This is a genomic window from Bounagaea algeriensis (assembly GCF_054491375.1).
Genome location: NZ_CM137102.1, coordinates 2493872 through 2511138, shown reverse-complemented (window position 1 = coordinate 2511138; position 17267 = coordinate 2493872). Strand labels below are relative to the sequence as shown.

Genomic DNA, 17267 nt, shown 5'->3' with positions numbered 1-17267 from the left:
TCACCTTTCCGTACCCGAACCGTTCCCGGGGCGCCCTCCAGCCGGGGCGCTCCGCGAGTCGTCACAGATCCCCGCGCATCGTAGAGGTCCGCTCCGCGCGAGCACAGACGACCTGGCACATCGCCGCGGTGCACTGCGAGAGGGGACCGCTGCGGTCACGCGGGTCGGAGCAGGTCGGCACTCTCGGTGATGCGTGGGAGTTTTCGGCCCCGAAGAGCCGGATCAGTCGCTGCTCGGCGAGCGTTCGCCGTCGACATCCGCGCTGGCCGATGGGGCCTTCGGCGCGCCGCGTCCGCGGAACCGCAGCAGGTAGGCGGCGGTCAGCAGCACCAGCCACCCCGCGCCGGCGATCAGCGCGATGCGCGTGTCCGCGGAAAAGCCCAGCAGCACGATGACGAACACGATGAAGCCCGTGGTCACGATCTGCCCGTACGGCCACAGCGGCGCGGGGAAGTGCAGTCGGCGCTGCTGCTCGCCGCTCATCCGGCTGCGGGAAGCCTGCTGCGCCAGCAGGATCATCAGCCACACCCACACGGTGGCGAAGGTGGCCAGCGACGCGATGATCGTGAACACCCGTTCCGGGATGAGGTAGTTCAGCACCACCCCGACCAGCAGGGCGCTCGTCATGAGCACGGTGGTCACCCACGGCACGCCGCCGCGCGAGACCCGGAGCACGGCTGCGGGCGCCTGCCCGCGCTGGGCCATGCCGTAGAGCATGCGGCCGGCACCGAAGATGTCGCTGTTGATCGCCGACAGCGCAGCGGTGATGACGACGACGTTGAGCACCGTCGCGGCCGAGGCCAGTCCGACGCCGTCGAAGATCTGCACGAACGGGCTGCCTTCGGAGCCGATCGTGTTCCACGGGGTGACCGCCATGATCACGCCGAGCGCCAGCACGTAGAACAGCAGGATCCGCACCGGCACGGTGTTGACCGCGCGGGGGATCGTCCGCCGCGGTTCATCGGCCTCGCCGGCCGTGATGCCGATGATCTCGGTACCGCCGAAGGCGAACATGACCACGGCGAAGCAGGCGATGAACCCTTCCACGCCGGCGGGGAAGAAACCGCCGTGCTCCCAGAGGTTGCTCAACCCGGCCTCGCCGGTTCCGGCGGGCAGCCCGAAGACGAGGATCGCCGCACCGCCCAGGATCATGGCGATGATCGCGAGCACCTTGATCAGCGAGAACCAGAACTCGACTTCGCCGAAGACCGCCACGCTGAGCAGGTTGACCGCGGCGATCACGCCCAGCGCCGCCAGCACCCAGATCCACCGCGGCACGTCCGGGAACCAGAACCCCATGTACACGCCGAGTGCGGTCACGTCCGCGAGGCACACGATGATCATCTCGAAGGTGTAGGTCCAGCCGGTGATGAACCCGGCCCACCGGCCGAGGTAGCGTGCGGCGTACTCGCCGAACGAACCGGGAACGGGGTCCCGCACCGCCATCTCGCCGAGCGAGCGCAGGACGAAGAACACCGCCACCCCGCCGATGAGGTAGGCCAGCAGCACCGACGGTCCGGCCTGCCCGATGGCTTCGGACGAGCCGTAGAACAACCCGGTGCCGATGGCCGAACCGAGTGCGATGAACCTGATGTGACGCGCGGTCAACCCCCGGCTCAGCCCGGACTTCTCCGTGTGCACAAGCTCTCCCGGAAACGACGGTGGTACTTCGCCCGCGTGCGGCCGGCGGTCGACGGCCACCGGACGGGGGCAATGCTATGCCCGCCTGCGCACGCCGCCGCGGGGGCCGGCGCCTGCGCGGGCGGGGCGCCCGTGCTCGCGGTCGCAGGTGCTCGTGGTCGCAGGCGCTCGCGGTCGCGCTGGGGCGCACGTGCGCACCTGCGTTCCTGGGCAGCGAGGTGCGGCGGGTAGCATGGCGGGCGATGGCGCAGCGGGATCGCGCGGCGCGGTGCACGTGGTGCTGCCGGGGCGCGATCGCGCGATCGGTGACGACGAAGGTGCTCGCAGGTGTCGGACTCGGTCCCCCAGTTTCCGGGAGAACAGCAGTTTCCCGGGCAGCAGCAGGTTCCCGGAACGGCCGCCTTTTCCGCGGCGCGGTGCGCGGAACCGGCGCTGCCGCGGGAGGTCGTGGCGATCGCGCACGACATGCGCTCGGCGCACAACGTCGGGGCGCTGCTGCGGACCGCCGACGTCTTCTCGCTGTCCACCGTGTACTGCACCGGTTACACCCCGTACCCGGAGCAGGCCGACGACACCCGCACGCCCGGGCTGATCCACAAGCTCACGCACAAGATCCGCAAATCCGCGCTCGGTGCGGAGCAAGTCGTTCCGTGCCGGTTCCACCCGGGCATCCCCGCCCTGCTGACCGAACTGCGGGCAGCGGGGTTCACCATCGCCGGCCTCGAACGCGACGACCGCGCGGTGCGCCTCGACGACTACGCCCCGCCGCAGAAGGTGGCGCTGCTGCTCGGCGAGGAGACCGGCGGGATTTCGGACAAACTGCGCAGCAGCTGCGACGTGCTGCTCGAAATCCCCCAGTTCGGCACGAAGGATTCGCTGAACGTCTCGGTGGCCGCGGGCATCGCGCTGTACCGCCTGCGGTGCGGATGAGGCCGTGGTGGCAGCACCACCGGATCGTGCATCCTGAGGCCGACCGCAGTTCCCGCGAGCAGAGGACGGTGCCGTGCCCGCTGAATCCCCCGAACCCTCCGTCGTGGCCCTGTCCGCGCGCTGCACCGCTTATCTGCAGCTGCCCGGCGGGTGGTTCCTCAACAATGCGGGCTGGATCCGCGGCGAGGACCGGACGTTGCTCGTGGACACCTGCGCGACCGAGGCGCGCTCGCGGCGGCTGCTCAGCGCGGTTCGCGCCGCCGGAGATACGACCCCGCTGACCGCGGTGCTCACGCACGCGCACGGCGACCACGCCAACGGGGCCGGCCTCGTCGCCGCCGACGGGGGCGCAGTGGTGGCCACACCCTCGGCCGCCGACGAAGTGGGTGCCGGGCCGCACACCTTCCCGATGCTCATCGACTACGACAACTGGGGCGCGATCGACCCGCCCGAGGTGGTCGAACACCTCGACGAGCCCGTCGAGCGGGACCTGGGCGGAGTGACCGCCCGCCTCGAACCCGTCCCGCAGCAGGCGCACACCGACGGCGACCTCGTCGTGGCGGTCCCGGACGACGGCGTCGTCTACGCCGGGGACCTGCTGTTCAACGGTGTGACGCCGCTGGCCGCGTTCGCCTCCGTGCCGGGCTGGCTGCATGCGCTGGAGTGGTTGGAAGGATTCCGCGCCGCGCGCCTCGTCCCCGGCCACGGGCCGATCCCGGATGATCCGGGGACCCTGCTCGCCGACATGCGCGCCTACTTGCGGTGGTTGCTCGACGTGACCGACGAGCCCGCCCCGGACTTCGCGGAGCTGGAACGGCAGGCCCGCGACGGCTGGCCCGACTGGCTCGACGCGGAACGGCACGCGGTCAACCTCCGCATCGCCCACGCCCAGGTGCGCGGCCACGAGGTGCCCGTCGACGAGGTGCTGACCGCGCTGTCCCGCGCCGCGGGCGGCGCCATCCGGCCCCAGCTCGACCTGTGAGCCCTCCTGCGGGCTGCTCCGTTCGATGGATATCCGGCCGGCAACCGGCGGTGAATCACGCGCAAGAGGTGATCTCCGCGGCCACCGGTCCTAGCCTCCCCGCGGGCACGGCGCCGCCGCACGGGGAGGGACAAGGGTGTTTCCGAGGAGCTTGCGCGCCACGCGGACCACCATGATGGTGCTGCTGTTGTTGATCGGCATCATCAACTACGTCGACCGCAGCACCCTGGCCATCGCCAACCAACCCGTCCAGCACGACCTCGGCGTCAGCGCCAGCACCATGGGCCTGCTGCTCGGCGTGTTCTCCTGGGCGTACGCGTTCGCCCAGTTGCCCGCCGGAGGCATGTTGGACCGGTGGGGGCCGTGGAAAGTGCTGGGCGGTGGACTTCTGCTGTGGTCCCTGGCCCAGGCGCTCGGCGGTCTGGCCGGCAACGCCAAGCACCTGCTGGTCTCCCGCTTCCTCGTCGGAGCCGGCGAAGCGCCCACGTTCCCGGCCAACGCGAAGGTCGTTGCCACGTGGTTCCCGCAGCACGCCCGCGGCGCACCGATCGGTCTGCTCAACGCGGCGTCCTCGCTCGGACCCGCCCTGGCTCCGCCGCTGCTGACGTGGTTGATGCTCGCGTTCGGCTGGCGCGTCATGTTCCTCGTCGCAGGCGCAGCCGGCATCGTGCTAGCGGTGGTCTGGTTCGGCGCCTACCGCGATCGACCGGCCGAGGCCGCCGATGAGCAGCACCAGCCGGTCTCGCTGCGCGAGTGGCTGCGGTTGCTGCGCTACCGCAGCACCTGGGGCATGGTGCTGGGTTTCTCCGGTGTCGTGTACTCGATCTACTTGTACCTGACCTGGTTGCCCGCCTATCTCGCCGGTGAGCGGGGGCTGAGCCTCGCGAGCACCGGACTGGCGCTGATCCTCCCGTACCTGGTGGGTGCCGTCGGATCGTTGCTGAGCGGGACGCTCGGCGACGTCCTCACGCGCCGCGGGGTGTCGTCGATGACCGCGCGCAAGATCCCCGTGATCGGCGGGCTGCTGCTCGGCGGCCTGTGCACCGTCCCGGTGGCACTCGTGCCGAGCACCGGCCTGGCGTTGACCGCGATCACCGGGGCGCAGTTCTTCCTCAACGTGGCCAGCGGTGGCGGGTGGGCGATGGCGAGCGTGGCCGCCGAACAGCGCGTCGTCGCCTCCCTGGGCAGTCTGCAGAACTTCGGGGGTTACTTCGGTGGTGCGTTCGCCCCCGTCGTGACCGGTGTGCTCGTCGACCGCACCGGCTCGTTCGTGATCGCGTTGCTGGCGGCCAGCGCGGTGGCCGTGCTCGGCGCGTTGAGCTACGCGTTGCTCGTGCGCGAGCCGGTCGGCGAACCGCCGTCACAGGCGACCGAACCGCAACGGACGGTGGGGCAGTAGGAGGTGGAGGCGGCCGGTCCGCCTCCACGCCCAGCGGCCTCAGGCGGTGTGCTCGCGAACGGCTTTCTCCAGCACGTCCAGGCCTTCGGTCAGCAGTTCCTCGGAGATGACCAGCGGTGGCAGCAGCCGGATGACGTTGCCGTAGGTGCCGCAGGTGAGCACCACGACGCCCTGCTCGTGGCACGTGGCGGCGATGCGCTTGGTCAGCTCGGGATTCGGCTGCGTCGTGCCCGGCCGGACGAACTCGACACCGATCATGGCTCCGCGACCGCGCACGTCGAGGACCGCGTCGGTGTCCGCGGCCAGCGAGCGCAGCCGCGCACCGGCGGTCTCGCCGATCGACCGCGCGGCACCGGCCAGATCCCGCTGCCGCATGACCTCGATCGCGCCGAGCGCACCCGCGCAGGCAACCGGGTTGCCGCCGTAGGTACCGCCGAGGCTGCTGGCGGGGGAGGCGTTCATGACCTCGGCGCGGCCGGTGACCGCGGCCAGCGGCATTCCGCCCGCGATGCCCTTGGCCGTGGTGATCAGGTCGGGCACGAGGTCCTCGTGCTCGCAGGCGAACCAGGAACCGGTGCGGCAGAACCCGGTCTGGATCTCGTCGGCGATGAACAGCACGCCGTTGTCGCGGCACCACTGCGCGATCGCGGGCAGGAACCCGGGTGCGGGTTCGATGAAACCGCCTTCGCCCTGGATGGGTTCGATGAGCACCGCCGCCACTTCGTCGGCGGCGACCTGCGTGTTGATGCGGTCGAGGCATTCGGCGGCGAGCTCCGCCCCATCGCGGCCGTCCCGCGCGGGGTACGACATCGGCACCCGGTGCACCTCGGGGGCGAACGGGCCGAACCCGTGCTTGTACGGCACGGACTTCGAGGTCAGCGCCATGGTGAGGTTGGTGCGCCCGTGGTAGGCGTGGTCGAACGCGACGACGGCGTTGCGACCCGTCGCCTGCCGGGCGACCTTGACGGCGTTCTCCACCGCCTCGGCGCCGGAGTTGAACAGCGCGCTGCGCTTCTCGTGGTCACCGGGCGTGACCTCGGCGAGCTCCTCGCAGACCCGCACGTAGTTCTCGTACGGGGTCACCATGAAGCAGGTGTGCGTGAACGCCGCCGCCTGCTGCTGCACCGACTCGACCACCTCGGGCGCCGAACTGCCCACGTTGGTGACCGCGATTCCGGAACCGAGGTCGATGAGCGTGTTGCCGTCGACGTCGTGCAGCAGCCCTTCCGCCGCGTCCTCGACGTAGACCGGCAGGATGCTGGACACGCCGCCGGCGACCGCGGCCGACCGGCGCTGCTGCAGCTCGCGGGACCGCGGTCCGGGGACCTCGGTGCGCAGCTCGCGTGCCTGGGACTTCGCGCTCGTCACTGCAACTCTCCTTGTCGCCTGGTTAGCCCTGTCGTCTGGTTCGCCCTTCACCCGGTTCGCCCAGCGTCACCCCCGGCGGCCGTGAACGACAGGTTCCGACGTGGTTATTTTCGGCAGTAATCATCGCCAGAGTGGCAGGGGAGCGCATGTCGTCGACGCTGCGGGACCTCATCGCGGACCCCGCGCTGGGGCTCACGATCCGCACCGGGGCACCGGCCCTGGACACCGCGGTGACCTGGGTGCACACCAGCGAACTGCCCGATCCCACCCCGTTCCTGGAGGGCGGGGAGCTGCTGTTGACCACGGGCATGCGGCTGGAGGACCCCGCCGGTTTCGTCGAGCGCCTCGTCGAAGCGGGCATCGCCGCGCTCGGCTTCGGCGTCGGCATCATCCACCGCACCATCCCCGGCGGACTCGTCGACGCGGCCGCCCGCAGCGGGTTGCCCCTGGTCGAAGTGCCGCACCGCACGCCCTTCATCGCCATCAGCAAAGCCGTTTCCCGGGCGGTCGCCGCCGCCGAGTACGCCGGCCTGCGCTGGACCAGCCAGGCCCAGCAGGAACTCGCGCACGCCGCGGGCCGGCGGCACGGGCGGGCGGCGCTGGTGCGCACGCTCGCCGAGCTGCTCGACGCCTGGGTGCTGCTGCTCGACGAGCGCGCCCGGCCCGTGCACGCCGCGCCGAGCACCGCGCACGCCCGCGCGGAGCACCTGCACGACGCGGTGGCCGGCCTGCGCCGCAAGCAGGGACCGGCCGCCGCGGGCCTGCACCTCGGCGGTGACGAGGTGAACATGCAGGTGCTCGGGCGGCAAGGCCGCGGCTACCTGGCGGTCGGGCGGGCTCACCCGTTCAGCACGACCGACCAGCACGTGATCAACTCGGCGGCTTCGCTGCTGACGCTCGCGGTCGAGCAGGCCGCCGTGTACGACGAGACCCGCGCCCGGCTGTGCTCGGCGAGCCTGGACCTGCTGCTGCGCGGCCAGCCGGTGGCGGAGGTGCTGGCCCGCCTGGGCGAGCAGCTGCCCGGCGAACCGTTCCACGTGGTGGTGCTCAGCGGCCCCCGGTCGGCGGATCTCCTCGCCCGGTGGCAGGCCGAACGGCCCGCGGACGCGGGTTTCCTCGCCATCCGCGGCAGCACCGTCACCGGCCTCGTCGCCGCGGGCCCCGCGCTCGACTGGCTGGCCGAACAGCCCGACGGCGCCGTCGGTGCGTCGGACCTCTGCGACTACACGACTCTCCCGGAGGGGTTGCGCCAGGCCGAACACGCCCACCGCGCGGCCGGCGAAGGCAGACCGGTGCACTTCGGCGAGCTGTCCGGAAGCGGCGTGCTCGACCTGCTGCCCGCCGCCGCGGCGCGGGGGTTCGCCGAGTCGCTGCTCGGGCCGCTGCGCGGGGACGACGCGCTGCTGACCGCGCTGCACGCGTGGCTGCGCCAGCACGGGCAGTGGGACCCGGCGGCGAGCCGGCTCGGCGTGCACCGGCACACCCTGCGCAACCGGGTGCGGAAGGCGGGCCGACTGCTCGACCGCGATCTGGACCAGCCCGGTGTGCGTGCCGAGCTCTGGTTCGCCCTCCAGATCCTCGACCGCCCGGACCGCTGAGGCGGGACGCGTGGTGCTCGTCGCAGATCTGCTCGACGACCCCGGGCTCGCCTTCGACGTAGCGCGCCCTGCGGCGCAGTTGACCGCACGATCGGAGGCGCGTGCCGCACCGGGACTGCCGTGTTGTGCGATCCGCCAACAGCGACCGCGCTTTCCGGCCGATCCGTGCATGGTTTCCCGGGCATGACGCACCGCACGATGACGAAGCGCCACTCGGCGCGTCGGCCTGCCGGACAACGAGGTGGAGGAGCACATGAACGATCCGATCGGACCGGTCGATTCCACGCGCATCCCGCGCTACGGGGGCGACACGACGTTCGCCCGGCTGCCCTGGTTCGGGGAGGTGTCCGATGCCGACCTGCTGCTGTGGGGCGTGCCGTTCGACACCGGTGTCAGCTACCGCCCCGGGGCCCGCTTCGGCCCCAACCACGTGCGGCAGAGCTCCCGGCTGCTGCGGCCGTACAACCCGGCCACCGGTGACGAACCGTTCGCTCGGCGCCAGGTCGCCGACGCCGGCGACATCGGGGTGAACCCGTTCGACATCACCGAGGCCATCGGCACGATCGAATCCACAGCTCGGGAGCTGTCCGGCACGCGGCGCACCCTCGTCACCATCGGCGGGGACCACACGATCGCGCTGCCGCTGCTGCGCGTGCAGCACGAACGGCACGGCCCGGCCGCGGTGCTGCACTTCGACGCCCACCTCGACACCTGGGACACCTACTTCGGCGCGCCCTACACGCACGGGACCCCGTTCCGCCGGGCCGCCGAAGAGGGCCTGATCGACTTCGAGCACTCGATGCACGTCGGTCTGCGCGGACCGCTGTACTCCAAGCTGGATCTCGACGAGAGCGAACGCCTCGGGTTCGCCGCGGTGCACTGCCGCGAGTTCGCCCGCACCCCGGTGGACACGATCATCGACCGGATCCGCACCCGGCTCGGCGCCCGGCCGGTCTACCTGTCGATCGACATCGACGTGCTCGATCCCGCTTTCGCGCCCGGCACGGGAACTCCCGAGGCCGGCGGACTGTCCAGCCGGGAACTGCTGGAAATCCTGCGCGGACTGTCCGATTTGGATGTCGTGGGGGCGGACCTGGTGGAAGTGGCCCCGGCCTACGACCACGCCGAGATCACCGGAATCGCCGCCGCGCACGTCATCTACGACATGCTGAGCATCCTGCCCGGGGGTCACTGATCTGGCCAATCGCACCGAGCGCGCTGTCCGAATCGGTGATGCCGAGATGCCGCGGTGAGCGCATACCGTCAGCACGGCTCCGCGCGACAGGACGGAAGACGGGGCGGAAGCCAGGACGGATGGACAGGGAGGAAGACGATGTCATCGGTCACCGGATGCTGGGCCGCCGGACAGCGGGTGAGCACGGACGACTCGTTCGAGGTGCGCCACCCCTACGACGGCTCGCTCGTGGCCAGGGTCTGCTACGCCGGCGATGCCCACGTGGACGAGGCGGTGGCCGCGGCGGACGCGGTGCGGCACGAGTTCGCCACGCTTCCGGCGCACGTCCGCGCGTCCGCGCTGGAGCACGTGCACAGCCGGATCGTGCAGCGGGCCGAGGAGTTCGCGCAGCTGATCACCGCGGAGAACGGCAAACCGATCGCGTGGTCCCGCGTGGAGGTGGGACGTGCCGCGTCGACCTTCCGCTGGGCCGCCGAAGAAGCCCGCCGCTGGTCGGGTGAGGTGCAGCGGTTGGACACCGACGCTTCGGCCAACGGCCGCGTGGCCTGGGTGCGGCGGGTGCCGCGCGGCCCGGTGCTGGGCATCGCGCCGTTCAACTTCCCGCTGAACCTCGTGGCGCACAAGCTCGCCCCCGCACTGGCCGTCGGCGCACCGATGGTGCTGAAACCGGCGCCGAAGACGCCGCTGTCCGCGCTGCTGCTCGGCGAGGTCCTCGCGGAGACCGAGCTGCCCGCCGGTGCGTGGTCGGTGCTGACCACCACCGACGCCAAAGCGTCCGAACTCGTCGCCGACCCGCGGCTGCCGGTCGTGTCGTTCACCGGTTCCGGACCGGTCGGCTGGTCCATCCGGGACGCGGTCCCGCGCAAGCACGTCACGCTGGAGCTCGGCGGCAACGCGGCCGCGGTCGTTGCGGCCGACTGCTCCGATCTCGAGCACGCCGCCGACCGCATCGCCACCTTCGCGATGTACCAGGCGGGGCAGTCCTGCATCGGCGTGCAGCGCGTCTACGCCGAGCGGTCCGTGCACGACGAGCTGCTGTCCCGGATCGTCGACCGGGTCGAGCGGCTCGGCACGGGTGATCCGGTCGACGAGGCGACCCGGGTGGGGCCGCTGATCACCGAGGACGCGGCCGCGCAGGTCGAGCGGTGGGTGCGCGAAGCGGTCGATTCCGGGGCGCGCGTGGTCACCGGGGGCGAGCGCACCGGGGCGACCTGCGCGCCGACGGTGCTCGTCGACGTGCCCGAGGACGCCCGCGTTTCCCGCGAGGAGGTCTTCGGCCCGGTGCTCGTGGTCAACCCGGTGGACTCGCCGGACGAGGCCTTCGAGCGGGTCAACGACTCGAGGTACGGGTTGCAGGCCGGATTGTTCACCAACGATCTGAACCTGGCCTTCCGCGCTTCAGCGGAGCTGGAGGTCGGTGGGGTGATCGTGGGTGACGTGCCGAGTTTCCGCGCCGACCAGATGCCCTATGGCGGGGTCAAGGAGTCGGGGACCGGGCGCGAAGGCGTGCACGCGGCCATGCTCGACCTCACCGAGGAGCGGGTGACGGTGTTCACCGGCGCCACTCCGTGACACGTCCTGGGGTGTGCACGTTTCTCGAGAAAAGTCCGCGACTTTTCTCGAGAAACGTACACCGCCGGGGGCAGCGGTTGCTCAGACGCGGTCCTGCGGGAGGACCTGGACCTCGTCGCCGGGCTGCAGACTGCCGAAGAACCGCTCGGAGGCGGTGCTGGACAGGTGGATGCAGCCGTTCGACTGCTCCTGCAGACTGCCCTCGTGGAACGCGATGCCGGTGTTGGTGAAGAACACCGCGTTCGGCATCGGTGCGTCGAATTCGCTGCTGTGGTGGTCGGCGTCCTTCCACTGCACCTGGAACGTGCCGGGCGGGGTCTCCGCACCGGGCTTGCCGGCGGTCAGCGGCACGGGGCCGTAGGTGGTGCCGCCGTCCTGCTGCAGCCACGCCTGCTGCGTGGCCAGGTCCACGCAGGCTCGCGCGGAGGGGTCGCACGGGCTCGGGCTGCCGCCGGTGGCCTGCGCGGCCGCGGCCCCGCTGAACAGGCCACCCGCGACGAGTGCGGCTAACCCGAGGGCAGAGCTCTTCTTGATCCTCATCGACTCACTTCCTCGCGCGTCATGCTGTCGTGTGTCTCCGACACTGCGAGGGTGACACGTTCGGGTGACGCATGAGCGCGGGGAGGAGTTGCGCCGCCCGCGCACTTCTGCGGGGAACCGGTCTCCCGAGGCGGGGGACCGGCTCCCGGCGCGGGGAAGCGAGTGCCGCACGCGCGAGCCTGGACCTCACCAGCCCCGTTCGCGCCACTCGGGCAGCTTGGGGCGCTCCGCCCCGAGGGTGGAGTCGTCGCCGTGGCCCGGGTAGAACCACGTCTCATCCGGCAGAACCGCGAAGACGCGGTCCTGCACATCGCTGAGCAGCGATTCGAAATCCTCCTGCGAGGTGGTCTTGCCGACCCCGCCCGGGAACAGCGAATCGCCGGTGAACAGGTGCGGGTGCCCGCTCGGGTCCCGGTACAGCAGCGCGATCGAGCCCGGTGTGTGCCCGCGCAGGTGGATGATCTCCAGCTGGCAGTCGCCGACGCCGAGCGCGTCGCCGTGCTCGACCAGGTGGTCCGGCGGCACCGGCAGTCCCCCGGCGTCGTCCGGGTGGGCCGCCGTGTACGAGCCCGTCTGCCCGGAGACCGAGGGCAGGGCCTGCCAGTGGTCACCGTGCTGGTGCGTGGTGGCGATCGTGCGCAGGCGCGGGCGCTCGTCGTCGTGGCCGAGCAGGTCGACCAGCCGCTCCGAGTCGTTCGCCGCGTCGATCAGCAGGGCGTCGCCGGTGTTGCGGCACACCAGCAGATAGGCGTTGTTGTCCATCGGACCGACCGAGATCTTGGTGATGCTCAGGCCGGCGAGTTCGCGTCGCGCCGGAGCTCCGCCCGGCTCGACATGTCCGTCGTAATCCTCTCGAACCTGCACGCCCGGAGCCTATCCGGCCGTGCGGCGCGTTTCACACCCGCAGCACCCGGCGGGCGCGGCGCTGCGTGCGGGTCGCACCACGGTTCGTGCCGGCGCTGCTGCGCGGAGGCGTATCCTCGGGCGTGGCACGCACGCCGGTCACCACGCCCGCCCGTTCCACCGGGTGCGGCCCGTGCCGATGCAGCCGCGGTCGTGCGGTCCGGTTCGGGGCGGCTCCCGGCGCTGCGCTCACCGCGGGCCGACAGCGGGGCCTGTCGGGGGCGGCCCCTAGCATGGTCCGCGCAGATGACGAGGGCTGCCCGGTCGCCTGCGGGCCTGCGGGACCGGCAGACCGCTGGGAGGCGGCCGGTGGTGGTGCGTCCACGGCCCGCCAACGACAGGATTTCGGCGAAAGGATCACAGTGGCTGACCGCCTTGTTGTCCGCGGCGCTCGGGAGCACAACCTGCGCGGGGTCGATGTCGATCTTCCCCGGGACAGCCTGATCGTGTTCACCGGGCTGTCCGGGTCCGGAAAGTCCAGCCTGGCGTTCGACACGATCTTCGCCGAGGGGCAGCGCCGCTACGTCGAATCGCTGTCCGCCTACGCGCGGCAGTTCCTCGGGCAGATGGACAAGCCCGACGTGGAGTTCATCGAGGGGCTGTCGCCGGCCGTGTCGATCGACCAGAAGTCGACCAGCCACAATCCCCGGTCGACCGTGGGCACGATCACGGAGGTCTACGACTACCTGCGCCTGCTCTTCGCCCGCGCCGGCAAGCCGCACTGCCCCACCTGCGGCGAGGTGATCAGCAAGCAGACGCCGCAGCAGATCGTCGACCAGGTGCTCGACATGCCGGAGCGCACTCGCTTCCAGGTGCTGGCACCGGTCGTGCGGGGGCGCAAGGGCGAGTACGTCGACCTGTTCGAGCAGCTCCGCACCGGCGGTTACGCGCGCGTGCGCGTCGACGGGCAGATCTACCCGCTCGAGGAACCGCCGAAGCTGAAAAAGCAGGAGAAGCACGACATCGCGGTGGTCGTCGACCGGCTCACCGTCAAGGCCGGTGCGAAGCAGCGCATGACCGACTCGGTCGAGACCGCGCTGCGCCTGGCCGACGGCCTGGTCGTGCTCGAGTTCGTCGACGTCGCCGAGGGGGACGCGGCGCGCGAACGCCGGTTCTCCGAGAGCCTCGCCTGCCCGAACGGGCACGAGCTCGGGGTGGACGAGCTGGAACCCCGCTCGTTCTCCTTCAACTCGCCGTACGGCGCGTGCCCGGACTGCGCCGGCCTCGGTTTCCGCAAGGAAGTGGATCCCGAGCTGGTCGTGCCCGACGAGGACCTCTCCCTGGAGGAGGGCGCGGTCGCGCCGTGGGCCAGCGGACCGCCCGCCGAGTACTTCACGCGGCTGCTCAAGGGGCTCTCGGAAGCGATCGGCTTCCGGATGGACGCGCCGTGGCGGCAGCTGCCCACGAAGGCCAAGAAGGCGGTGCTGCACGGCAGCAACGACCAGGTGCACGTGCGCTACCGCAACCGCTACGGCCGCACGCGCTCGTACTACGCCACGTTCGAAGGCGTGATCCCGTTCCTGGAACGGCGCCTCGAGCAGACCGAATCGGACTACGCGCGGGAGAAGTGGGAAGGGTACATGCGCGACGTGCCCTGCCCCGCCTGCGACGGTGCGCGGCTCAAGCCCGAAATCCTCGCGGTGACGCTGCAGGGCGCCGAGTACGGGCAGCTGTCGATCGCGCAGGTGGCCAACCTGAGCGTGCAGGAATGCTCCCGGTTCCTGCGCGCGCTGGTGCTCGGCGAGCGCGAGCAGATGATCGCCGGCCGGGTGCTCAAGGAGATGCAGGCGCGGCTGGGCTTCCTGCTCGACGTCGGCCTGGACTACCTGACCCTGGATCGCGCCGCGGGCACGCTCTCCGGAGGTGAGGCCCAGCGCATCCGGTTGGCCACGCAGATCGGTTCGGGACTGGTCGGGGTGCTCTACGTGCTCGACGAACCGTCGATCGGGCTGCACCAGCGGGACAACCACCGCCTGCTCGAAACCCTGTCCCGGCTGCGGGATCTGGGCAACACGCTCATCGTCGTCGAGCACGACGAGGACACCGTCCGCAGCGCTGACTGGGTCGTCGACATCGGCCCCGGCGCGGGCGAGCACGGTGGTCAGGTGGTGCACAGCGGCCCGGTCAAGGAGCTCCTGGACAAGGAGGGCTCGTTGACGGCCGACTACCTGACGCGGCGCAAGCAGATCCCCGTCCCCGAGCTGCGCCGGCCGCGGGACAGGAAGAAGCAGCTCACCGTGGTGGGTGCGCGCGAGAACAACCTCCGCAAGCTCGACGTCTCCTTCCCCCTGGGTGCGTTCATCGGTGTGACCGGCGTCTCCGGTTCGGGCAAGTCCACATTGGTCAATGATGTGCTGGCCTCGGCGCTGGCCAACAAGCTCAACGGGGCCCGCCAGGTCCCCGGTCGGCACACGCGGATCAAGGGCCTGGAGCACGTGGACAAGCTGGTGCAGGTGGATCAGTCGCCGATCGGGCGCACGCCGCGGTCCAACCCGGCCACCTACACCGGCGTGTTCGACCGCATCCGGAAGTTGTTCGCCGCGACCACGGAAGCCAAGGTCCGCGGCTACCAGCCGGGCCGGTTCTCCTTCAACGTCAAGGGCGGCCGGTGCGAGGCCTGCGCGGGCGAAGGCACCCTCAAGATCGAGATGAACTTCCTGCCCGACGTGTTCGTGCCCTGCGAGGTGTGCAAGGGCGCCCGGTATAACCGGGAGACCCTCGAAGTGCACTACAAGGGCAAGTCCATCGCCGAAGTGCTGGACATGCCGATCGAAGAGGCCGCGGAGTTCTTCGAACCGATCACCGCCGTGCACCGGCACCTGCAGACCCTCGTGGACGTGGGACTGGGATACGTGCGGCTCGGGCAGCCCGCACCCACCCTCTCCGGCGGTGAGGCCCAGCGGGTCAAGCTCGCCAGCGAGCTGCAGAAGCGGTCGACCGGGCAGACCGTGTACGTCCTGGACGAGCCGACCACCGGCCTGCACTTCGAGGACATCCGCAAGCTGCTCGGGGTCGTGCACGGCCTCGTCGATAAGGGCAACACGGTCGTCGTCATCGAGCACAACCTCGACATCCTCAAAACCACCGACTGGATCATCGACCTCGGCCCGGAAGGCGGTGCGGCCGGCGGCAGCCTCGTCGCCGAAGGCACCCCGGAGGACGTGGCCGAGGTGGAGGAGAGCCACACCGGTCGGTTCCTGCGTCCGGTCGTCGGGTAGGAGCGGAACAGCCGGCCGGGGATCGTTCCCGGCCGAAACCCCGACCCCGCGCGCGAGCGAGCACAGTGCGTGTGCGCGCGTGCGCTGCACGACAGGGAGCAACGCAGCGTGCCCGTCCTGTTCCACTGTGCCCGGTGCGGGCCTTCCAGTGCCGCAGGCGTTCTCGTGCTCGGTGCGGCTGCGGCGGTCGCGGCCCGCGCGCTGGGGAAACAGGCACGTCGATGCCCGCCGTGAACGCCGCTGCGTCGCGGAAATTTCCGAATCGCTCTTCGAATCACCGCCGCGAGAGGTTACGGTGGTGAGCCAATTCGGCCGCCGGTCGCCGCACATCCTCGCGCTCCCGGCCGACGCGGGCCGAACGGCTGTTGTCGAACCGCCGCGGGGACCCCGCGGTGCTTGACGCCCGACTCGCGGGGGCGCCACGAGCGCCACGTCCGCGGCAGGGAGGAGATTTTCGGTGGACACGCTCCAAGGGGCGATCACGGCGTTCAACGACGCCTTCTGGCTCTACCTCATCATTCCGGTTCTGACGCTGATGAGCCTGTACTTCACGGTGCGTTCCCGCGGCGTGCAGTTCCGGATGATTCCCGAGATGGTCCGTTCCATGTTCGGCCGGGCCGAAACGGCCGAGGACGGCAAAAAGGCGGTTTCCTCGTTCCAGGCCTTCGCCATCTCGGCGGCCGCGCGAATCGGCACGGGCAACATCGCGGGTGTGGCCACGGCGATCGCTCTCGGCGGGCCCGGTGCGGTGTTCTGGATGTGGTTGATGGGCATGCTGGTCGGGGCCGCGAGTTTCGCCGAGTCCACACTGGCCCAGTTGTACAAGGAGCGCGTCAGCACGGGATACCGCGGCGGCCCCGCGTACTACATCATGCACGGACTGCGTTCGCGCTGGATGGCCGCGCTGTTCGCGGTGGTCATCACCATCACCTTCGGTCTCATCAACAACGCCGTGCAGAGCAACACGATCATCGAGGCGACGCGGACGTCCTTCACCGACATCGGCCTGGATCTCGGCTGGTTGGGCCCGGCGCTGGCGGTGCTGCTGGCCGCGCTCGTGGGGCTGGTGATCTTCGGTGGTGTGCGGCGCATCGCGCACGTGGCGCAGCTGCTCGTGCCGTTCATGGCGCTGTTCTACATCCTGCTCGGACTGGTCATCGTGGCGCTCAACGCCGAACGCATCCCGGGCGTGTTCGAGCAGATCTTCGCCAGTGCCTTCGGTTTCCGCGAATTCGTGGCCGGCGGCCTCGGCGCGGCGCTCGTCGAGGGCGTGCGGCGCGGCATGTTCTCCAACGAGGCAGGTCTCGGTTCCGCGCCGAACGCGGGCGCGTCGGCGTCGGTGAGCCATCCGGTCAAGCAGGGGTTGGTGCAGAGCCTCGGCGTCTACATCGACACGCTGCTGGTCTGCTCGGTCACCGCCATGATCATCCTGCTCGGCAACCCGACCTACGGCGACCACAGCGGCGCCGCGATGACCCAGGCCAGCTTGCAGACCGCGCTGGGCGGCTGGTCGGTGCACCTGCTGACGGTGCTCCTGTTCCTCGTGGCGTTCACCACGGTCCTCGGCAACTACTACTACGGCGAGGCCAACGTGGGCTTCCTGACCCGGAGCAAGCACGTGCTGACGGGATTCCGGGTGCTGGTGATGCTCGCGGTCTTCCTCGGCGGCATCGGCTCGGCCGAGCTCGTCTGGAGCCTCATCGACACTTCGATGGGCGTGATGGCACTGGTCAACCTCGCCGCGCTCGCCCCGTTGAGCGGGATCCTGTTCAAGCTGCTCGACGACTACGTGCAGCAGCGCAAGCAGGGGATCGATCCGGTGTTCACCCGCGACCGCCTGCCCGGTGTCACCGGCATCCAGGTGTGGGAGCCGGAGGCGAGCGCCGCCTCCGACGCGGTCGAGCGCACGGGCGCACGCTGA

12 protein-coding genes are annotated in these 17267 nt (G+C 70.7%); 8 read left to right on the top strand and 4 right to left on the bottom strand.

The features are described 5' to 3' along the window. Window positions 1-222: 222 nt before the first annotated feature. The gene (locus tag ACVGV2_RS11330) at window positions 223-1641 is read right to left on the bottom strand and encodes an amino acid permease (protein ID WP_459162331.1); all 1419 of its coding nucleotides are present in this window, start codon (window positions 1639-1641) and stop codon (window positions 223-225) included. A gap of 327 nt (window positions 1642-1968) precedes the next feature. Here ACVGV2_RS11330 and ACVGV2_RS11325 point away from each other — a divergent pair, with 327 nt between their 5' ends. The 3 genes from ACVGV2_RS11325 (at window position 1969) to ACVGV2_RS11315 (ending at window position 4952) form a co-directional block, all read left to right on the top strand. Continuing rightward, a complete protein-coding gene (locus ACVGV2_RS11325; protein ID WP_459162330.1) occupies window positions 1969-2571 on the top strand; it encodes a TrmH family RNA methyltransferase in 603 nt (200 codons plus the stop codon). A 73-nt stretch (window positions 2572-2644) separates the two neighbouring features. Next, window positions 2645-3553, top strand: coding sequence for an MBL fold metallo-hydrolase (locus tag ACVGV2_RS11320; protein WP_459162329.1), 909 nt, complete (start codon window positions 2645-2647; stop codon window positions 3551-3553). 151 nt (window positions 3554-3704) lie between these two features. Then, window positions 3705-4952, top strand: a complete 1248-nt coding sequence (locus ACVGV2_RS11315) for an MFS transporter (protein WP_459162328.1) — start codon at window positions 3705-3707, stop codon at window positions 4950-4952. 39 nt (window positions 4953-4991) lie between these two features. Here ACVGV2_RS11315 and gabT read toward each other — a convergent pair whose 3' ends face one another. Next, window positions 4992-6320: a 4-aminobutyrate--2-oxoglutarate transaminase gene (gene gabT, locus ACVGV2_RS11310; RefSeq protein WP_459162327.1), complete on the bottom strand. Its 1329-nt coding sequence runs from the start codon at window positions 6318-6320 to the stop codon at window positions 4992-4994. Between the two features lie 146 nt (window positions 6321-6466). Between gabT and ACVGV2_RS11305 the strand changes: the two genes are divergently transcribed. From ACVGV2_RS11305 to ACVGV2_RS11295, 3 genes are all read left to right on the top strand, one after another. Continuing rightward, complete coding sequence (locus ACVGV2_RS11305; RefSeq protein WP_459162326.1) at window positions 6467-7918, top strand: PucR family transcriptional regulator; 1452 nt, start codon at window positions 6467-6469, stop codon at window positions 7916-7918. 253 nt (window positions 7919-8171) lie between these two features. Beyond that, window positions 8172-9113, top strand: coding sequence for an agmatinase (speB, locus tag ACVGV2_RS11300; RefSeq protein WP_459162325.1), 942 nt, complete (start codon window positions 8172-8174; stop codon window positions 9111-9113). A 138-nt stretch (window positions 9114-9251) separates the two neighbouring features. After that, window positions 9252-10685 (top strand): aldehyde dehydrogenase family protein, encoded by a 1434-nt coding sequence (locus tag ACVGV2_RS11295; RefSeq protein ID WP_459162324.1) that lies wholly within the window; start codon window positions 9252-9254, stop codon window positions 10683-10685. Window positions 10686-10766: 81 nt separating this feature from the next. On the opposite strand, the gene ACVGV2_RS11290 is transcribed toward ACVGV2_RS11295, so the two are convergent. After that, the gene (locus ACVGV2_RS11290; RefSeq protein WP_459162323.1) at window positions 10767-11225 is read right to left on the bottom strand and encodes a L,D-transpeptidase; all 459 of its coding nucleotides are present in this window, start codon (window positions 11223-11225) and stop codon (window positions 10767-10769) included. A 186-nt stretch (window positions 11226-11411) separates the two neighbouring features. Beyond that, window positions 11412-12089, bottom strand: a complete 678-nt coding sequence (locus ACVGV2_RS11285; protein WP_459162322.1) for an MBL fold metallo-hydrolase — start codon at window positions 12087-12089, stop codon at window positions 11412-11414. Between the two features lie 401 nt (window positions 12090-12490). Here ACVGV2_RS11285 and uvrA point away from each other — a divergent pair, with 401 nt between their 5' ends. Together uvrA and ACVGV2_RS11275 are read left to right on the top strand one after the other, a co-directional pair. Further along, complete coding sequence (gene uvrA / locus ACVGV2_RS11280; protein WP_459162321.1) at window positions 12491-15346, top strand: excinuclease ABC subunit UvrA; 2856 nt, start codon at window positions 12491-12493, stop codon at window positions 15344-15346. A 457-nt stretch (window positions 15347-15803) separates the two neighbouring features. Then, window positions 15804-17267 carry an alanine/glycine:cation symporter family protein gene (locus tag ACVGV2_RS11275; protein ID WP_459162320.1) on the top strand — a complete coding sequence of 488 codons (1464 nt, stop codon included), beginning with the start codon at window positions 15804-15806 and terminating at the stop codon, window positions 17265-17267.

Bases quoted from the DNA above. Each gene is read 5' to 3' on its own strand.
- ACVGV2_RS11305 (WP_459162326.1), top strand. From the start codon at position 6,467: ATGTCGTCGACGCTGCGGGACCTCATCGCGGACCCCGCGCTGGGGCTC.
- speB (WP_459162325.1), top strand. From the start codon at position 8,172: ATGAACGATCCGATCGGACCGGTCGATTCCACGCGCATCCCGCGCTAC.
- ACVGV2_RS11295 (WP_459162324.1), top strand. From the start codon at position 9,252: ATGTCATCGGTCACCGGATGCTGGGCCGCCGGACAGCGGGTGAGCACG.
- ACVGV2_RS11290 (WP_459162323.1), bottom strand. From the start codon at position 11,225: ATGAGGATCAAGAAGAGCTCTGCCCTCGGGTTAGCCGCACTCGTCGCG.